This is a genomic window from Aeromonas aquatica (genome assembly GCF_000764655.1).
In the GTDB taxonomy this organism is placed as follows: Bacteria; Pseudomonadota; Gammaproteobacteria; order Enterobacterales; family Aeromonadaceae; genus Aeromonas; species Aeromonas aquatica.
On record NZ_JRGL01000016.1, the window covers coordinates 19,276 to 36,842 of the forward strand.

Below are 17,567 nucleotides of genomic sequence, written 5' to 3' on the forward strand. Positions count from 1 at the left end.
TGCGCCCTGAGCCTATCTTGGGATAATTCGCTCCCCGGTTTTCACCGGCCGCTGAAATGACGCAGGATTTACCCGTCGTGTGTGGCCGGGCCGATGACATGACGAACAATCCATTTATGTCGTCTGTGACCCAGACGGATGCAATAACGAGCAATTTGATTATGCCAGTGACCCAAGATGTATTTAACGAAGACGGCAAGTTCATGCGCAAGATCCGCAGCTTCGTCCGTCGCGAAGGCCGCCTGACCAAAGGACAGGAGAAGGCCCTGGAAGATCTCTGGCCGGTCATGGGCATCGATTTCGCACCGGCCCCGCTCGACATGGTGGCGCTGTTTGGCCGTGAGGCCCCGGTGGTACTGGAAATCGGCTTCGGCATGGGCGCCTCCCTGGTGGAGATGGCCAAGAATGCCCCCGAGAAGAACTTCATCGGCATCGAGGTGCACTCCCCGGGCGTCGGGGCCTGCCTCGGCACCGCCCAGGAAGCCGGCGTCACCAACCTGCGGGTCATCTGCCACGATGCGGTGGAGGTGCTGGAGCACATGATCCCGGACGGCTCGCTCGCCTGCCTGCAGCTGTTCTTCCCGGATCCCTGGCACAAGAGCCGTCACCACAAGCGTCGCATCGTGCAGCCGGCGTTCGCCCAGGACATTCGCCGGAAGCTGGCCATCGGTGGCGTGTTCCACATGGCCACCGACTGGGAAAACTATGCCGAGCACATGCTGGAAGTGATGAGCGCCGCCGAAGGCTATGAGAATACCGCCCTGAGCGGCAACTGGGTGCCCCGTCCCGACTGGCGCCCGCTGACCAAATTCGAACAACGTGGCCACCGCCTGGGGCACGGGGTTTGGGACCTGATTTTCAAACGCGTTAGCTAATAACCCGTCAATTAACCTAAGGAGCTATCATGGCCAATCGTAGTCGCCGTCTGCGTAAGAAACTGCGCGTCGACGAATTCCAGGAAATGGGATTCGACATCAGTTTCAACTTCCCGGTCGGCACCGCCGAAGAGACCATCGATGCGCTGGTCGATGCGTTGATCGATGAAGTGATCGAACCTCGCAAGCTGGCCTTCGCCGGCTCGGGTCACCTGGCCTGGGAAGGCATGATCTGCACCCAGCAGCTTGGCAAGTGTACCGAAGAAGACCGCGCCGCCATCAAATCCTGGCTGGAAGGCAAGGGGATGGAAGCCGTGGTGGTCACCGAGCTGTTCGACCTCTGGTACGGCGAGCCCGCCTGATACCAAGTGCCCGCTCGGGCAGATAGAAAATCCCGCCGCCGGCGGGATTTTTGTCGGTGGGGGGGCTCCCTCACCCCGTTTCACCTCATGGAATAGCCAATGGTGTTGTCATCCGAATTACTGGCCAGCATTCTTGAGCAGGTTCGCCCGCTGCTGGGACAAGGCAAGGTGGCCGATTACATTCCCGCGCTTGCTCAGGTGCCCGCCGACCGGCTCGGCATCGCGGTCTGCACCGTGGAGGGGGAGCTGTTCACCGCCGGTGACGCCTTCGAGCCCTTCTCCATCCAGAGCATCTCCAAGGCCCTCAGCCTCAGCCTGGCGCTGACCCTCTATCAGGAGGACGAGATCTGGGCCAGGGTCGGCAAGGAGCCCTCGGGCCAGCCGTTCAACTCGCTGGTTCAGCTGGAGTTCGAGCAGGGCATTCCCCGCAATCCCTTCATCAACGCCGGTGCCCTGGTGGTGAGCGATCTGCTGGAGACCCGTCTCACCGCCCCGCGCCAGCGTACCCTGGAGCTGGTGCGCCGGTTGTCGGGCAATCCGGCAATCGTCGCGGATCAGGTGGTGGCGCGCTCCGAGTATCAGCATGCGGCCCGCAACGCGGCCATCGCCTACCTGATGAAGGCCTATGGCAACTTCGAAAACGAGGTGGACAAGGTGCTGCAAAGCTACTTCAATGCCTGTGCCATCCGCATGAGCTGTGTCGATCTGGCCCGCACCTTCCTTTATCTGGCCAATCGCGGGGTGCCCCTCGGCGAGAGCACGCCGCTGCTGCCGGCGCGCACCACCAAGCAGGTCAATGCCCTGCTCGCGACCTGCGGCCTCTATGACGAGGCGGGTGACTTTGCCTACCGGGTCGGCATGCCGGGCAAGTCCGGGGTCGGCGGCGGCATCATGGCGCTGATCCCCGGGGAATTGTGTGTCTGTGTCTGGTCGCCCGAGCTCAACAAGGCCGGCAACTCCCTGGCCGGTACGGCCGCGCTGGAGCTGCTGGCGGAGCGCCTGGGCCGCTCTATTTTTTAACCTTGTTCACTCTGAATCGAGACATCATCATGAAACGAATAATGGGCCTGCTACGGGCCACCCTGGCGACCTTGCTGCTCTGGTGTGCCTTGCCCGCCTTTGCCGCCGAACTGCCCCCGCTGACCCTGGTCGATGCCAAGGCCAAGGAGGCGGTCATCCTGGATACCCGCCCGAGCTATTTCTACCAGGGCTGGCCCATGGTGGACGAGCAGCAGGGTGGCCACGTGACTGGCGCCGAGAACCTCTCCGCCGAGTGGAAATACAGTGACGAAGAGTGGCCAAAGGCGCTCAAGGACAAGGGGCTGAGCCCGGACAAGCCGGTGGCGCTCTATGGCGAACCGCGCGCCGTGGCCGAGGTGGCTCGCCTGCTGCGTCAGCAGGGCATCAAGCAGCTGTTCGAGCTGCAGGGCTGGAAGGATGCGCCGCGCGAGTACCTGGCGCGCTGGCAGCAGCTGGTCTATCCGCTCTGGCTGGCGGATCTGCAGGCCGGCAAGCCGGTCGCAGCCGCCCCCAAAGGGGACTGGAAGCTGTTCGAGGTGGATTGGGGCGCTCCCAAGGCCTACCTGCTGAGCCACATTCCGGGGGCCGGGTACATCGACACCAACCGCCTGGAAGAGGAGCCGCTGTGGAACAAGGTGTCCGATGAGGCGCTCAAGAAGCTGTTGCTGGACAACGGCATCCGTCACGACACCACCGTCATCCTCTATGGTCGCAACACCATGGCGGCGGCCCGTGCCGCGCACCTGATGATGTATGCCGGGGTGGAAGACGTGCGGCTGCTGGACGGTGGCCTGGATGCCTGGTTCGTGCAGCACCTGCGCACCGAGACCGGCCTGACCAATACCTTCAAGCCGGCCAAGGAGTTCGGCGTCAGCATCCCGGCACACCCCGAGTACTACACCACCCTGAGTCAGGCGAAAGCGCTGCTCAAGCAGCCCGACAGCGCCCTGGTTAGCGTGCGGACCTGGGACGAGTACATCGGCAAGACCTCCGGCTACAGCTACATCAAACCCAAGGGCGACATCCCAGGGGCCAAGTGGGGTCGGGGTGGGGTGGATGCCAACAGCATGAGCGACTTCCACAACCCGGATGGCACCATGAAACCGGCCCGCGAGATCCTCAGCATGTGGGACGAGTGGAACATAGAGCCAACCCAGCAGGCCGCCTTCTACTGCGGTACCGGCTGGCGCGCCTCCGAAGCCTTCTTCTACGCCTGGCTGATGGACTGGAAGCGGATCAGCGTCTACGACGGCGGCTGGTACGAGTGGAGTGCTGACCCCAAGAACCCCATCGTCACCGGTGAGCGTCAGCCTGCCAAGTCATGAGCAGACTGCGATAAAAAGGCCGGACAGATGTCCGGCCTTTTTCATATGGGGTTTGCACATATGCTGCCGTATAGTAGTAAAGCAGAGGATTACGTAGGTGATCCTGATATTGATGGTCCGCTTATTCGGGGGCAGATGGCTGAGCTAGGCTTCAAGAAACATCCTCGTGCCGAGGATGCGGGAGGGAGAAGAGACGGTGATGAAACGACTGATGATGATCCTGGCCTGTGTGCTGGCACTGGCGGGCTGCAGTTCTCAATACATCATGAGCACCAAGGACGGGCGCATGATCGCCACCGACAGCAAACCCAAGCTGGATGAGGATACCGACATGTACCGCTACTACGATGCCGAGGGGCGGGAGATGCTGATCAAGAAGGACGACGTGACCCAGATCATGGAGCGCTGAGGCCAACGCACGACAAGAGAGGGCTGCCCGCAGGCAGCCCTCTTTACGTCAGGGTATTCACCGGTTGATGCCCGCCTCAGACATGGAGCTCCGCGACTTGGCGATTGACCTGACCGGCGAACAGCTGGTGGAAGCGGGAGTCCGGGTTCGCCAGCAGGCTGACCGGGGATCCCTGCTCCACCACGGTGCCCGCCTCCATCACTACCACCTTGTCCACCGACAACAGCGGCTCCAGGTGGTGGGCTATTACTAGGTAGCTGGCCTCCGGTCGGTAGCGATAGAGCAGCTCCGCCATCTTGCGCATGCCGCCGTGATCGAGATCCGAGGTGGCCTCGTCCAGCACGATGAGCGGGCGGCGCGACAGCAGGATGCGGGCGATGACCAGGAGCTGGGTCTCGCCGGCGGAGAGCTGCAGCTTGTCGAGATCCTCGTCCAGCCGACCGGCGCAGCGCTCGGCCAGACCGACTCGGGCCAGGGCCAGCTCCAGCGCGGCGTCATCCTGCTCGGTCAGGGGCGCGAGATTCGCACGCAGGGTGCCAAAGAAGGTGAGGGGGATCTGGGAGACGGTGTCGTACAGATCGCGCACCGCCTCCGGCGCCAGCGCCGACAGCGGCTGCTCGTCGTAGTAGATCTCCCCCTGGGAGACCGGATACATGGCCTGCAGCACCCCGAGCAGGGAGCTCTTACCCGCGCCGGTGCGACCGCAGACGCCGACCTTCTCGCCGGGGGCCAGCTCGAAGTTCACCTTGTGCAGCGCCCACTGGCTCGCCTCGGGGTAGCGCAGCCCCAGGTTGTCGAAGCGCACCCTGGGATGAGGGGTGGCGAGCGGCTCACCTTCCTGGCGCTCGCTCTCGATCTCGCTGTACTCGCGCACCCGCTCCACCGCATTCATCACCTGCTCCACCTCGGCGAAGGTGCGGATCAGGGAGTTGAGCATGGCCGAGGCGGTGAAGGCGTAGGTGATGGCCACGGCCCCCAGCAGCGAGCTGTTGCTGAAGGCCACCATCAGCGCCACGGCCCCGACCAGGGCGGCGGAGAGCAGGGTCTGGTGCATGCCGAGCCAGCGGTTGATGGAGGTGGTGGTGTACCAGCTGCGCAGGTTGTTGTCATAGTGATGCAGCACCTGATCCAGCGCGAAGCGCTCGGCCCCGGCCAGACGCAGGGCGGGGGCGCCGCGAATGGTCTCGCTTATGCTGATGTAGAGCGGCGAGCGCAGCACCGAGGACTGGCGCCGCAGCTTGAGCTGCACCGCCCGGTAGCGGCGTTGCAGCACATAGAGTGCCCAGCCTACCAGGGGGGCGATGAGCAGCAGCAGCGGCATGTTGACGCCGATCACCACCACCTGCAGCAGCACCGAGATCAGCATGGCGAACAGCCCCATCAACATGGACAGCAAGACCTCCTGGGCCTCCCCGAGGTCCCGATCGAAGCGGTTGAGGATGCGCCCCTGGGGCACCTTGTCGAAGAAGGCCATGGGGGCGCGGCTGATGCGGCCCAGCATGCCGTCGAACAGGGTCCAGGCCAGCTTGAGGCCGAGTTTGTAGTTGATGATCCGCACCACCATGATGCAGACGAGGGAGCCCGCCCCCAGTAGCACATAGATGCCGAGCAGGGTGCGCACATCCGCCACCTCGGCCTTGCCGCCGAGCCAGAGATCCGAGGCGATGCGCAGCCCCTCCTGTCCCAGGGTGAGCAGCAACGCGATCAGGATGGCGCCGGGGGCGGCCAGGCGCTGCCACATGAAGCCGAACAACCCCCAGTCCACCTTGCCCTCGACCACCTTCTCCTCGCTGAATTGCTCCGCCTCCTGGGGCGCCACCAGGGGCACGGGCTGCGGATGCTGGATGAGATCCGCCAGCTGGTGGGCATCGAGCTCCCGCAGCTGACTCTGCTCGATGCGGATCACCCGATCGCAGTGGGCCAGCACGTCCGGATCGTGGCTCACCAGCAGCCGGGTCGGGCCCGGCTTGAAGGCGAGCCCCTGCTCCAGCACCTGGGCCGAGACGATGGGATCCAGCGCCGACAACGGGTTGTCCAGCAGCAGGATGTCGGCCTTCGCATAGAGGGCGCGGGCCAGGGCGACCCGCTGCTGCTGGCCGCCGGAGAGCCGGGTGCCGAGCTCGCCCACTAGCGTCTGATCCCCGTGGCTGAGCAGGCTGAGGTCCGCGCCGAGGGCGCAGGCGCCGAGCACCCAGTGGTAGCGCTCCTCATGCCAGGGCTGGCCGAACAAGATGTTGTTGCGGATGCTGTCGTTCATCAGCCAGGGTTTGTGGCCCAGGTGGGCGACCCGGCCGTGGCGGCGGATGCTCCCCGCAAAGTCGTTGTCAAAGCCGGCGACCAGGTGCAGCAGGCAGCTCTTGCCCGCCCCAGTGGCCCCGGTGATCCCCACCAGTTCCCCCGGCTGGATGGTGAGGCTGATGCCTTGCAGCACCGGCTTTTGCTGATGCAGGGCGGTGACGTTTTCCATCCGCAGGGCGCCCAGCGGCAGGCTGGGGTCGCTGAGGTCTCTGTGCTGTTCCGGGCTGTTGAGGAATTCACACAGCCGGTTGAAGCCGGTATTGAAGTTGATCAGGGTGCGGATGAGGTAGGGCAGCCGCATCATGGGGATCCGCAGCACTGCGAACAGGGCTATGGTGGTGAACACCTGGGGCAGGGTCAGGCTCTGACCCGAGGCGAGATAGGTGGTGAAGGTGGCGAGCGTCACCAAGAGCGGGGTGCTGATCATCAGGAAGCTGTTGATGGCATCGAGCTTGAGCACCCGCCCGAGCACGCCGAGCTCCTGCTGGCGCTTGGCGTTGGCCGCGCCGGTGAAGAAGGCGCCGAGCCCGTTCTGGCGCACCAGCCGCAGCTTCTTGATGTACTCCGCCAGGATGCCGTTGCGCTCGTCCTGCTGGCGCTTGAGTTGCTGCTCCTGCTGGTTCATGCGGCGCACCATCCGGGTGGAGACCAGCAGCAGCAGGGTGAGCACGGCGAAGCCCACCAGGCCCGCGCTGCCCACCTGCCACACCAGCAGGGCTATGGTACCGATGAGTTGCAGCGCCATGGTGAGCGGCATGGCGGGATCCGCCAATATCCAGGTGATGTCCCAGACATCCCGGTTGATGAGGTTCTGTACCCGGCCACCGGCCCTGTCATCGAAGCTCTTGCCGCCGAGCTTCATCACCTTGGCGAGCAGGGATTCCGCCAGCAGGCGGCGAATGGGGACGTGCATCTTGAGCGCCAGCTGCAGGGAGTGCTCCGCCAGCATGCCGGCGGCCAGCACGGAGGCGAACAGGGCCAGGGCCAGCAGCAGCTTGTGGCCGGTGGCTGCGCCCGCGCCGAGCTGGGTCATGCTGTGGTTGAGCAACCAGGGGCTGGCCAGGGTCGCCATCATGCCGAGCAGTTGCAGCAGGGTGAGCAGGCCGATGCGACCGCGGTAATGGCGCCAGATGAAGGCCATGATGGGCCAGGGGCGCACCGGCGCGGTGGCGGTGAGCCGCAGAAAGGCATCGGCGCGTTCGTCGCGTCTGTCTTCCGGCAACAGGGGATAGAGATCGTCGAGTGTGACCTGAGGTTCGTTCAGTCCCTTGCGCAGCAGCGGGCCCGTCCAGTGATAGAAGAGACGGCTCAGCCAGCCGGCCGAGATTTCCGGGTGATCCAATGGGTGATCCTTATTATTTTGTGCTGCTTCCAGAGGATGGGGCGGCTTGTTATCCGCCCTCTATCTTATTATTGGGTATTTGTGCCTGGCCGGGATCAGCGATCCCGGTTCAGGCGGATGAGCCGGTCCAGGATCTGCTCACCGTCGGCCCGCAGGCCGTTGTGCTCGTATTCGTTGGTGATCCAGGCGCGGCTGTTGGCCAGCCCCTTGAGGGTCTCGCGGCTGTAGTCGAACTCGACGTACATGTCCTCGGCGTAGACAGCGCAGGCCACCGGCACCTTGTTGCGAGCCAGCTGCGCAGGGTCGTAGAGCGGGCCCCAGTCAGCCTTCCTGGCCAGCAGGTGGGCGGCCTCTTTCAAGGGCATGAGCTCGCGGAATTGCTCGAACATCCAGGGGAAGATCATCTCGCCGGTGAAGGCAAAGTCCTTGCCCGGTGCCCAGGCCAGTACCGGATACTCGCCCCTGACCCGCTCGGCCGCCCAGTTGCTGGCGGCGCCCTCGCAGTAGATGGATTCATGCAGTATGGCGAACACCGGGTTGGTGTTGAACGGCTGCATGGCCTGCACCTTGTAGAGGAAGGCGGGGTTGATCCGCTCGCCGACGAAGGCATCCTCCAGCAGGTAGTAGAGCTCCTCGAAGGCGCCGCTGGCGCCGAGATCCAGCCCCTGCTGCTGCAGCTGCTCCACCGTCAGGCGCTGGCCGTTCGGCAGGCGTACATCGTGGCGGTGCAGGTGGCTCGCCAGCCGGTTGGCGATGGCCTGGGCGTGGGGGAAGCGGGCGAAGAAGGCCCGGTTTTTGTCCGCCACTCGCTGGTAGGTGGCGCGATAGACCTCATCCGCGCTGCGGCCTATGGGGGCCACCCCGCCGGTGAGGTAGACCTCGTGCAGGCTGTCCGGGAACAGGGAGAGGTAGGTCAGGCTGCAAAAACCGCCGAAGCTCTGGCCGAGCAGGCTCCAGGGGCGATCCGGGCTCAGCTGCTCGCGGATGAGCTCGGCGTCCCGCACTATGCTGTCGGCACGGAAATGGCTGAGATAGTCCGCCTGCTGGTGCGGGTCGAGATGGGCCAGGGCCTCGGCGTGGATGGGGCTGGAGTGGCCGGTGCCGCGCTGATCGAGCAGCAGTATCCGAAACTCCTGCAGGGCCCGCTTGATCCAGCCGCTGTTGGCGCAGGGGCGCGGGGCACCAAACCCCGGGCCCCCTTGCAGATAGAGCAGCCAGGGCAGGTCATCGTCCAACCGGTCAAGGCGACAGAGGGTGCGGCCAAACAGGGTGAGGGTCTCCTCATCGTCAGGCTGCTGGTGGTCGAGGGGCACGCTGAAGAAATGTGGCTCGCAATGGATGCCATCCAGCACGTAATGCAAGGGGCTGCTCATCTGGGGTCTCCCTGGGGTCGGAAATCGTCGGCTTCATGATAGCCCTGGCACGCAAGCGGGTCACGCCGGTTTTCCAGATTGTTAACACCCTGATAGCGCCATCTCTCCTTGGAACCGGGGGTCGGCGCGCGAGGATATTTATTGTGTCGGGGTGATTGACGAGGGATTGCGTGCGGACAAAGATGAGCGGCCTGCCGAGGAGGGCAGGAGAGCTGACGCATAACAGGACGAGGTGGGCTCGATGAAGCCTAAATGGATAAGGTTCAGGAAAAAAAGGAAGCAGACAGATCCGGAGGGTGTGCTGCAGGCTGGGTTGCTGGTATTCAGCGCCACCTGCGGGGCGACCCTGTTGCTGGCGGCCTGTAACGGCGGCTAGCAAGAGTACAAAAGGCCCGCTCACTGTAGCGGGCCTTTTGCATGAGCATTGCTCTGGGATCAGTCGCTTGAGCGACACGGAGGGACTAGGCTGGGGCCCTTTGCTGGCGCGGGTTTGCGATAGTCTGGCACCTGCTGCTATCGTCAATTTACGGCACGATTCAACGAGGGAGGCGATCATGAATAGTCGTGAGAAAGTTCTGGCCCATTTGGCCACCGATCATCGGATGGCAGGGTTGACCGCCGGCGAGGCACTGGCCGGGATCAGCCACTCGATGAGTGCGTTCCTGCTGCAGCAGGATCAGCATTTCTTCCGCAGCCATGCCGATGATCCCTGTCATGAGGTCGCGCGGGCCTGTCATGCGGGGCACGTCTGGCACGGGGACGAGAATCGATATTAGGGAGGAAGGCGCGAGAATGGCAGATGCAGAAAGGCCCGCTCAGATGAGCGGGCCTTTCGAATTTGGCTCCTCCTACTGGACTTGAACCAGTGACATACGGATTAACAGTCCGCCGTTCTACCGACTGAACTAAGGAGGAATTATTGGTGCCCAGAGACGGAATCGAACCGCCGACACGGGGATTTTCAATCCCCTGCTCTACCGACTGAGCTATCTGGGCAACGGCGCGCATTAAACCCTTTCTGGACTGGGGTGTCAACTATGGGGTGCGGATTGTCGCATCGTTTGCTCGATATCCGAGCAACCTGGCCGCTTGTTGCCCATGTCTGCCCGCCGCCGAGGTATTGCCTCCTTGAGCAAAGGTGGTGCCTCTCTTCGGGTGGCGGTTATCTTGGCCCCTCGCATTGAGCCTGATGCGCTCTGCGAGTATGCTTTGCCGCAACCAACTGCCTGGCGGCGATCTGGGCTGACTCTGCCGCAGAGTGCCCGCCAGCAGGGTGTCGACAACCATCCAATACCGTCTGGGGTTTATATGAGTATCAACATGCAAGAGTGGCGCGAAGAGACCACCGCCATCGTCAACGAGCTGCTGGCCGACGGCAGCAATGCGGATATGGATTACGAGATTGAGCACCACTTTGCCTGCCAGGATTTCGATCTGCTGGAAAAGGCCGCCGTCGACCTGTTCAAGGCCGGTTTCGAAGTGACCGATGCCGAGGAGATGGAGCTGGATGACGGCGCGACCATCTTCTGCTTCGACGCCACCGTCGAGCGCAAGCTGGAGATCGAGCCCATCCTCGCCGACATCGAGAAGATGCTGCCGATCCTCGAGAAATACGGCGTGGACTACGACGGCTGGGGCACCTACTTCCAGGAATAAGCCGGGTCCCCTGGCCGCCGACATGCCGACATCGAGAAGATGCTGCCGATCCTCGAGAAATACGGCGTGGACCATGACGGCTGGGGCACCTACTTCCAGGAATAAGCCGGGTCCCCTGGCCGCCGACATGCCGACATAGAGAAGATGCTGACCCTTTCCCTCGAAAAATACGGTGTGGACCATGACGGCTTGGGCACTTGCTGCCAGGAATAAGCCCGGATTCAAATAGCAAAAAGGCCACATCATGTGGCCTTTTTGCTACGCGTGCTTCAGAGGACGGCGAGCAGTTGGTAGTCGCGGGCAAACTGCTCGGGGGGCAGGGGGCGGCTGAACAGGTAGCCCTGCAGCCGATCGCATCCCGCCTGCGCTAGCCACTCCTGCTGCTCCTGAGTCTCCACCCCCTCGGCGGTGATCTTGATACCGAGCTCGTGGCCGAGGCCGATGACGGAGCGCACTATGGCGGTGGTGGCCTGGTTGGTCGCGAGCCCCTGGGTGAAGCTCCTGTCCAGCTTGAGGGTCGCCACCTGCAGCCGCGGCAGGTAAGCCAGCGAGCAGTAACCGGTACCAAAGTCATCGATGGCGAGATGGAAGCCGGCCTCGATCAGGCTGGCGAGGTTGCTCTCTATCTCGTCGGCATTCTCCATCAGCACCCCCTCGGTGATCTCCAGCTCCAGCTGCCAGGGGGCGAGCCCGTGGCGTTCGATGCAGGCGAAGATCTGCTGGCAGAGCTCGGGATCGCGAAATTGCAGCGGCGACAGGTTGATGGAGAGCACCAGATCCGGCGCCGCCACTTGCCAGCGCGCCAGCTGGGCGCAGCCCAGCTCCAGCATCAGCTGACCGAGCTGGCCGATGAGGCCGAGCTCCTCCGCCAGGGGGATGAACTCGTCGGGGGAGATCATGCCGAATGCGGGGTGGGGCCAGCGGCACAGCAACTCGGCACCGTGCAACTGGTTGTCGTGGGTGCAGATGATGGGTTGATAGACGGCGGTCAGCTCGGCCGCCTTGATGGCGAGCGGCAACTGGGCGGCGATGAGCTGGCGGCGCTTGAGCCTGGCATCGAGTTCGGGATCGAACAGGGTGCAGTGCTGCTGCTGGCGTTTGCCCTGCGCCAGCGCGGCTTCGGCGTGGCTCAGCAGGCGTTCGGCATCCTTGGCCTTGCCGTGGGCGATGCCGAGGAAGACCGGGATCTGGATCCTGTGCTCCTCGACCTGATAGGGGGTCATCAACTCATGCTGCAGGTTGCGGCTCCAGTCACTTAAGGAAAGGGGGAGCTCCGGCAGCAGCAGGGCGAAGTCATCGGCCGCGACCCGGCACAGCAGGGACTGGGGCGGTGCCAGCCGCTGCAGACGGCGGGCGACCTGGCTGAGCAGGCGATCGGCGACCCGGATGCCGAAGCGATCGTTGATCTCGCGAAAATGCTGCAGATCGACCAGCAGCAGGCTGGCCTTGCGGGCGCCGAGATGACGGCTGGTCTGCAGGAAGTGGGAGAGCTTGAGCAGGCCGGTGAGGCTGTCGTAGTGCTGCTCCTGCTGCAACTGGGCCTGGGTGGTGCGCAGCCCGGTGATGTCGCGGCTCAGGGTCAGAATGCCGAGGGAGTTGCCCTCGTCGTCCGGCACCTCGACCCGGGTTATCTCCAGGTGACGACCCTGACCATGGGCATCCATCAGGCAATACTCACCGCGTCCCAGCGCCTGCTCTATGGGCAGGCGGGGGGCGACACGATGGCCGAGCGCCTCGCTCGCCGCCAGTCCCATGAAGTCGAGAAAGGCCTGATTGCAGTCGATGAGCACGCCCTGGTGATCTTCCAAACGGATGGGGTCGGGGATGGCATCGAGCAGACGGCGCTGCAGCAGCTGTTGCTGACGGAAGGTCTGCTCCAGCTCCTTGCGCTTGTCTATGGCGCTGATCATGGCGAACAGGGCGAGCGGTTCCCCTTGCTCGTCATAGAGCGGCACCTTGTGGATCTCCATCCAGCTGGTGGCATCGCCACTGTGGCAGTGCAGTTGTTGATGGAGCAGGGGCTTGCCTTCGGCCAGCAGACGCCGATCTTCTTCCCTGAAGGCGTCGCCCCAGGGCATCTCTACATCCAGTTTACCGACGAGTTCGTGGGGGGACTGCAGGCCGGCCTCCCTTGCGAAGACCTTGTTGGCAAACAGGTACCGTCCGTTTGTATCCCGGCAGAAGATATTCATGGGTAACTGGTCGATGATCTGCTGCAGCAGCGCCAGGGAGAGCAAAGAATTCACGTGAGCACTCACGGGGGAGACTTCGAGCAAATCTATGATAACAGGCCAGTTTTGTAAAGCGTGGGTTAAGAGTCCGCCATTTATGTGGATCCCTGCTGACAGCCCGTGTCGCGGGCGCCATAATAGCCGCCGGTTGGCCTCAGGTGGCCTTATGGACGAGAGAAACAGCATGAAGAAGATAATGGGGGGCGCCCTGGCCCTGCTGATGGTAGGTTGTGCCAGTGACAACAACGGCGGCGAGCAGTATCGCTATACCCCGCCGGTTGCCAAGGCGACCAACAACACCCAGGAGATGCAGATCCCGGTCGATCTGGTGTGGGCCCGCGCCGAGAAGTGGTTTGGCGATCACGGCTTGAACATCGAGAACAGCCAGCGTGGCTCCGGTCTGATGACCGCCAACGTCGAGAACTCGGCCGATGGCCTGGAGTGGCTGGATTGCGGCACCATGGGCTCCAAGGTCGCGCTGGGCAACCCGAATCTGCAGATCAACCTGATCATCACCCAGAGCGGCAACAACAGCGTGGCCACCGTCAACGTCAAGGGCAACACCCAGCTCTACTTCGTCGAGTCCTCCGGCGAACGCGTGCAGGCCCCTTCCATCACGCCGGTCTGCGTCTCCCGCGGCAGCCTGGAGCAGAGCCTGTTTGCCACCCTCGGCAACTGATCCGGCCCTGCCCGCCGCCCGTCATGTAGGCGGCCCGCACCAAACACCCCGTTGCCTGCAACGGGGCGTTTGTTTTTGGGGAGTAGCGAGCATCAAGGAGAGGGAACCGCCATTGGCGCATCCTGGCGGTTCAGGCCTGCGTGCAGCAGCAGCCAGCCTTAACAAAAACCCCGGCAGAGGCCGGGGTTTGTCATGGAAGGCTCAGCCTTGCAGCGCGCTGTCACCGTGGAACAGGACCTGCTCGCCGGACTTGAGCAGATAACCCTTCCAGGGGAAGAGCTGATAGGCGCCGCCCTGCCAGGACCAGTTGCCCTCGTCCCCCTGCCGGATCAGCCGGATCTGCTCGCCGCTTGGCAGGGTCAGCTCGGCCTCGCGCTGATCGGCGTTGAACAGCACGAAGGCGCTGCCGGTCTCGCTGGCTTCGAGGGATTGCAACCGGATGGCCTGCTCGAACAGGCGCACGCACTGCTCGGTCAGGGCGGACCACTGGTAGCCGGCGCTGGCACGGCAGCCGTGGGCATCCTGATCGTTGCCCACCAAGTGCTGCTCCGGGGTGCTGCAGGCCGCCAGCAGCAAGGAGGCGGCCATCAGGGTCAGAGTGCGCATATTACTCCTGGCCATCCCGTTCGATGACGATGTTGGAGAAACCCAGCTCCTTGAAGTAGTTCTCCCGGTAATCCTTCACGCTCTTCTTGTCGCGGCGGCAGACTTGGGCCAGCTGGGCCTCCATGGCGTGGAAGCTGGCCAGGTTGATCCCCTCGGCCGCGGCGATGGCATCGTAGATGCTGTTGAACTTGTCGTTGGCGTAGCCGATCTCTTTGGTTTTTTTGCCGTAGGTGTAAGTAATTTTAAACGCCATCGGGGTCTTCCTTCTTTTTCGCCTGCTTGCGCTGGACGTAAAGGTCGAGGTTCTCGACCTTTTCCCCTGCCCAGGGGGCGTTGCACAAGAACGTCAGGCTGGATTTAAACACTGCGGGATCCCGCCTGTTTCGCCTGCTTGCGCTGGACATACAGGTAGAGGCTTTCCACTTTTTCCCGTGCCCAGGGGGTCTTGCGCAAGAATTTCAGGCTGGATTTGATACTGGGATCCTGGGTGAAGCAGCGGATGTCGATCTCCTTCCCGAGTTGTTCCCAGCCGTAGTGGGCTACCAGGGCGGTGACAATCGCCTCCAGGGTCAGCCCGTGCAGTGGATTCTTCGGCTGCGAAGCGCCTTGCTGGTCACTCATTCTGCTGCAGCCAGCTTGGCGAAGGGTTGTCCCATGCGGGTGGTGACGCCGTTGGACAGATGAGGCTCGAAGCCCGCCAGCATGCCGGGGCCAAACAGGCAGACGACTGTGCTGCCGAGCTTGAACAGACCCATTTCGGCGCCTTTTTGCAAGGTGATGGCCTGGTCGCCGGTGTAATCCCAGCGCACCACTTCCTTCTGCTTGGTCGGCGCTATGTTGCCGGCCCAGATGGTCTCGATGCTGGCGACTATGGTAGCGCCAACCAGCACCAGCGCCATGGGGCCGTGGGGGGTGCGGAAGGTGGCGACCACCCGCTCGTTGCGGGCGAACAGGTTGGGCACGTTTTCGGCGGTGAGCGGGTTGACGGAGAAGAGATCCCCCGGCACGAACACCATGCTCTCCAGCACGCCGTCCAGCGGCATGTGGATGCGATGGTAATCCTTGGGCGCCAGATAGATGGTGGCAAAGTCGCCATCCTTGAACGGCGCCACCAGATCCTCGAAGCCACCCAGCAGCTCGCGGGCGCTGTAGTCGTGGCCCTTGGCCTGGATGATGCGGCCCTGATGGATGGGGCCGAGCTGGCTGACGGTGCCGTCCACCGGCAGCGCCAGGGTCATTGCATCTTCCACCAGAGGGCGGATCCCCGGCTTGAGTTCACGGGTGAAGAAGGCGTTGAAGCTCGAATAGTGGGCGGGGTCTTCGTGCAGGGCCTCGCTCATGTCGACCTGGTACTGTTTGATAAAGGCGGTGATCACCTTGGTGGTGAGGCTGCCGGCCTCGGCGGCCGCGAGCTTGCCCACCAGGCGGGAGACGGCGTGTTTGGGCAGGCAGTATTGACCGGCAATTTTCAGGTTGTCAGTGATGCTCATGATCTTCATCGACTTTATTAAAATGGGTTGATGGGGTCACAGCCGGGCTTGTTGCCGACCGTGGCGGGCTTCCTGCATGGTTTCCAGGATGCGGTGATAGTTGTGGAAGCGATCCGCGCTGATGGCGCCGCTGTCGACCGCCGCCCGCAGGGCGCAGCCGGGATCGTTCTTGTGGGTGCAGTCACGGAACCGGCAGCCACCCAGGTAGTCACGAAACTCGACGAAGCACCAGGTGATGCGGTCGGCTTCCAGATGCCAGAGTGCGAACTCGCGGATCCCGGGGGAGTCGATGAGATCGCCGCCGCTCGGGAAGTGATAGAGCCGCGCCGTGGTGGTGGTGTGCGTGCCGAGCCCCGAGTTTTCGGAGATCTCGCCGGTGAGCACATCCAGCCCCGGCATCAGGGCGTTGGTGAGGGACGACTTGCCCACCCCGGACTGGCCGACGAAGATGCTGATCTTGCCTTCGAACTGGGCCTTGAGCTCATCGAGCCCCTCGCCGCTCTCGCAGCTCACCAGGATCACCTGATAGCCGAGCTTGCGGTAGGGGGCGAGCTGGCTCTCGATGCGGGCGCGGGCGGCGTCATCGAGCATGTCGACCTTGTTCAGCACGATGAGCGGCTGGATCTCCACATCTTCTGCCGCGACGAGGTAGCGATCGACGATGTTGGTGGAGAACTCCGGCATCACCGCCGAGACGATGATGATCTGGTCGATGTTGGCGGCGATGGGTTTGACCCCGTCGTAGAAGTCTGGCCGGGTCAGCACCGAGTGGCGCGGATGCACCGCCTCTATGACCCCCGCCGTTGCGGCATTGAGGCCGGGACGCCAGACCACCTTGTCACCGCACACCAGGCTGCTGATGCTGCTGCGGCGCAGATTGCTGCGGTGGATGGTGCCATCGACGGCTTCCACGTCCGCATGCTGACCGAAGCGGCTGATCACCACCCCCTCGATGGCCGGGCCAAACAGGGTGTCATCGACCACGGTGCTGTGATCTTTTTGCAGCCGCCGTTCGCGGTTGGCCTGGACACGCCTTTGTTGACCCAGATTGAGTTTTGCTTTCTTTGCCACTCGATTCGCCAGTTTATGAACAGATCCAAAGCCAGTATGATACATGCAAATTGGCAAAATTCCGCCATTCCTCCCACTAGAGAGAGCAATCATGACAGTCAGCGAGCAGAACCTGGTATGGATCGACATGGAGATGACGGGTCTGGACCCCGAAGAGAACGTGGTACTGGAGATCGCCACCATCGTCACCGACAAGGATCTGAACGTGCTGGCACAGGGGCCTGTTATCGCCATCCACCAGAGCGACGACGAGCTCGCCAAGATGGATGACTGGAACGTTAACACCCACACCAAGAGCGGTCTGGTAGCCCGGGTCAAGGCGAGTGAATATGACGAGGCGCGAGCCGTGGCCGAGACGCTGGCGTTCATTCAAGAGTGGGTGCCGGAGCGCACCAGCCCCCTGTGTGGCAACAGCATCGGCCAGGATCGCCGCTTCATGGTCAAGCACATGAGCGAGCTGGAGGCCTTCTTCCACTACCGCAACGTCGACGTCAGCACCATCAAGGAGCTGGTCCGTCGCTGGCAGCCGGAACTGCTGGATCAATTCAAGAAGAGCGGCTCCCACCAGGCCCTCGATGACATCCGCGAATCCATCGCCGAGCTGCAGTTCTACCGCAGTCACGTCTTCAAAATCTGAGTTGCCGGCAAGGGCTTGGCATCCCCCGGTTGCTAAAATCGGCAGTTCGGACAGCTTTTGAGCGAACGGCCGCACAGTGACAAAAAAGCCCTTGCAATTGGAATGACTGCTCTTATAATTCGGCTCCCGTACAGTAGCGCAAGCAACCAAATGCTGTGCGGTCGTTTTAAGGTAGTTGCGGGAATAGCTCAGT

17 protein-coding genes and 2 tRNA genes are annotated in these 17,567 nt (G+C 63.0%); 9 read left to right on the forward strand and 10 right to left on the reverse strand.

All coding sequences use genetic code 11. The features are described 5' to 3' along the window. Positions 1-161: 161 nt before the first annotated feature. The 5 genes from trmB to LG30_RS0104705 all read left to right on the forward strand — a co-directional run bounded on the left by trmB (position 162) and on the right by LG30_RS0104705 (position 3,991). The gene (trmB, locus tag LG30_RS0104685) at positions 162-875 is read left to right on the forward strand and encodes a tRNA (guanosine(46)-N7)-methyltransferase TrmB (RefSeq protein ID WP_033129561.1); all 714 of its coding nucleotides are present in this window, start codon (positions 162-164) and stop codon (positions 873-875) included. A 29-nt stretch (positions 876-904) separates the two neighbouring features. Then, positions 905-1,237, forward strand: a complete 333-nt coding sequence (locus tag LG30_RS0104690) for a YggL family protein (protein WP_033129562.1) — start codon at positions 905-907, stop codon at positions 1,235-1,237. 99 nt (positions 1,238-1,336) lie between these two features. Then, positions 1,337-2,257 carry a glutaminase B gene (gene glsB, locus LG30_RS0104695; protein ID WP_033129563.1) on the forward strand — a complete coding sequence of 307 codons (921 nt, stop codon included), beginning with the start codon at positions 1,337-1,339 and terminating at the stop codon, positions 2,255-2,257. A gap of 29 nt (positions 2,258-2,286) precedes the next feature. Further along, positions 2,287-3,582 carry a rhodanese-like domain-containing protein gene (locus LG30_RS0104700; RefSeq protein ID WP_033129574.1) on the forward strand — a complete coding sequence of 432 codons (1,296 nt, stop codon included), beginning with the start codon at positions 2,287-2,289 and terminating at the stop codon, positions 3,580-3,582. Between the two features lie 199 nt (positions 3,583-3,781). Beyond that, positions 3,782-3,991 carry a YgdI/YgdR family lipoprotein gene (locus LG30_RS0104705; RefSeq protein ID WP_033129564.1) on the forward strand — a complete coding sequence of 70 codons (210 nt, stop codon included), beginning with the start codon at positions 3,782-3,784 and terminating at the stop codon, positions 3,989-3,991. A gap of 76 nt (positions 3,992-4,067) precedes the next feature. Here the strand turns inward: LG30_RS0104705 and LG30_RS0104710 are convergent, their stop codons facing one another. Both LG30_RS0104710 and LG30_RS0104715 read right to left on the reverse strand, forming a co-directional pair. Continuing rightward, on the reverse strand, positions 4,068-7,631 hold the full coding sequence (locus LG30_RS0104710) for an ATP-binding cassette domain-containing protein (RefSeq protein ID WP_033129565.1): 3,564 nt from the start codon (positions 7,629-7,631) through the stop codon (positions 4,068-4,070). Between the two features lie 95 nt (positions 7,632-7,726). Continuing rightward, positions 7,727-9,004, reverse strand: a complete 1,278-nt coding sequence (locus LG30_RS0104715) for an alpha/beta hydrolase (RefSeq protein ID WP_033129566.1) — start codon at positions 9,002-9,004, stop codon at positions 7,727-7,729. Positions 9,005-9,558: 554 nt separating this feature from the next. Here LG30_RS0104715 and LG30_RS0104720 point away from each other — a divergent pair. Continuing rightward, positions 9,559-9,780, forward strand: coding sequence for a hypothetical protein (locus LG30_RS0104720; RefSeq protein ID WP_033129567.1), 222 nt, complete (start codon positions 9,559-9,561; stop codon positions 9,778-9,780). 63 nt (positions 9,781-9,843) lie between these two features. Here LG30_RS0104720 and LG30_RS0104725 read toward each other — a convergent pair. Further along, positions 9,844-9,919 (reverse strand) — tRNA-Asn (locus tag LG30_RS0104725). 5 nt (positions 9,920-9,924) lie between these two features. Further along, positions 9,925-10,000: transfer RNA gene (locus tag LG30_RS0104730), tRNA-Phe, on the reverse strand. A 324-nt stretch (positions 10,001-10,324) separates the two neighbouring features. Here LG30_RS0104730 and rraB point away from each other — a divergent pair. Beyond that, the gene (rraB, locus tag LG30_RS0104735; RefSeq protein WP_033129575.1) at positions 10,325-10,660 is read left to right on the forward strand and encodes a ribonuclease E inhibitor RraB; all 336 of its coding nucleotides are present in this window, start codon (positions 10,325-10,327) and stop codon (positions 10,658-10,660) included. Positions 10,661-10,929: 269 nt separating this feature from the next. On the opposite strand, the gene LG30_RS0104740 is transcribed toward rraB, so the two are convergent. Further along, positions 10,930-12,906 (reverse strand): putative bifunctional diguanylate cyclase/phosphodiesterase, encoded by a 1,977-nt coding sequence (locus LG30_RS0104740; RefSeq protein ID WP_033129568.1) that lies wholly within the window; start codon positions 12,904-12,906, stop codon positions 10,930-10,932. Positions 12,907-13,075: 169 nt separating this feature from the next. Here LG30_RS0104740 and LG30_RS0104745 point away from each other — a divergent pair, with 169 nt between their 5' ends. Continuing rightward, positions 13,076-13,570, forward strand: coding sequence for a hypothetical protein (locus LG30_RS0104745; RefSeq protein WP_033129576.1), 495 nt, complete (start codon positions 13,076-13,078; stop codon positions 13,568-13,570). A gap of 201 nt (positions 13,571-13,771) precedes the next feature. Here the strand turns inward: LG30_RS0104745 and LG30_RS0104750 are convergent, their stop codons facing one another. The 5 genes from LG30_RS0104750 to rsgA form a co-directional block, all read right to left on the reverse strand. After that, positions 13,772-14,176, reverse strand: coding sequence for a hypothetical protein (locus LG30_RS0104750; protein WP_033129569.1), 405 nt, complete (start codon positions 14,174-14,176; stop codon positions 13,772-13,774). 1 nt (position 14,177) lies between these two features. Further along, a complete protein-coding gene (locus LG30_RS0104755; RefSeq protein ID WP_033129570.1) occupies positions 14,178-14,429 on the reverse strand; it encodes a DUF2960 domain-containing protein in 252 nt (83 codons plus the stop codon). Positions 14,430-14,533: 104 nt separating this feature from the next. Beyond that, on the reverse strand, positions 14,534-14,797 hold the full coding sequence (locus LG30_RS0104760) for a VF530 family protein (protein WP_033129571.1): 264 nt from the start codon (positions 14,795-14,797) through the stop codon (positions 14,534-14,536). Then, positions 14,794-15,666 carry an archaetidylserine decarboxylase gene (asd, locus tag LG30_RS0104765; protein WP_033129577.1) on the reverse strand — a complete coding sequence of 291 codons (873 nt, stop codon included), beginning with the start codon at positions 15,664-15,666 and terminating at the stop codon, positions 14,794-14,796. Before asd ends, LG30_RS0104760 begins: the two co-directional genes overlap by 4 nt. A 36-nt stretch (positions 15,667-15,702) precedes the next feature. Then, complete coding sequence (rsgA, locus tag LG30_RS0104770) at positions 15,703-16,737, reverse strand: small ribosomal subunit biogenesis GTPase RsgA (protein ID WP_033129572.1); 1,035 nt, start codon at positions 16,735-16,737, stop codon at positions 15,703-15,705. A gap of 91 nt (positions 16,738-16,828) precedes the next feature. Between rsgA and orn the strand changes: the two genes are divergently transcribed. Next, complete coding sequence (gene orn / locus LG30_RS0104775; RefSeq protein WP_033129573.1) at positions 16,829-17,374, forward strand: oligoribonuclease; 546 nt, start codon at positions 16,829-16,831, stop codon at positions 17,372-17,374. The last annotated feature ends 193 nt before the right edge of the window (positions 17,375-17,567 follow it).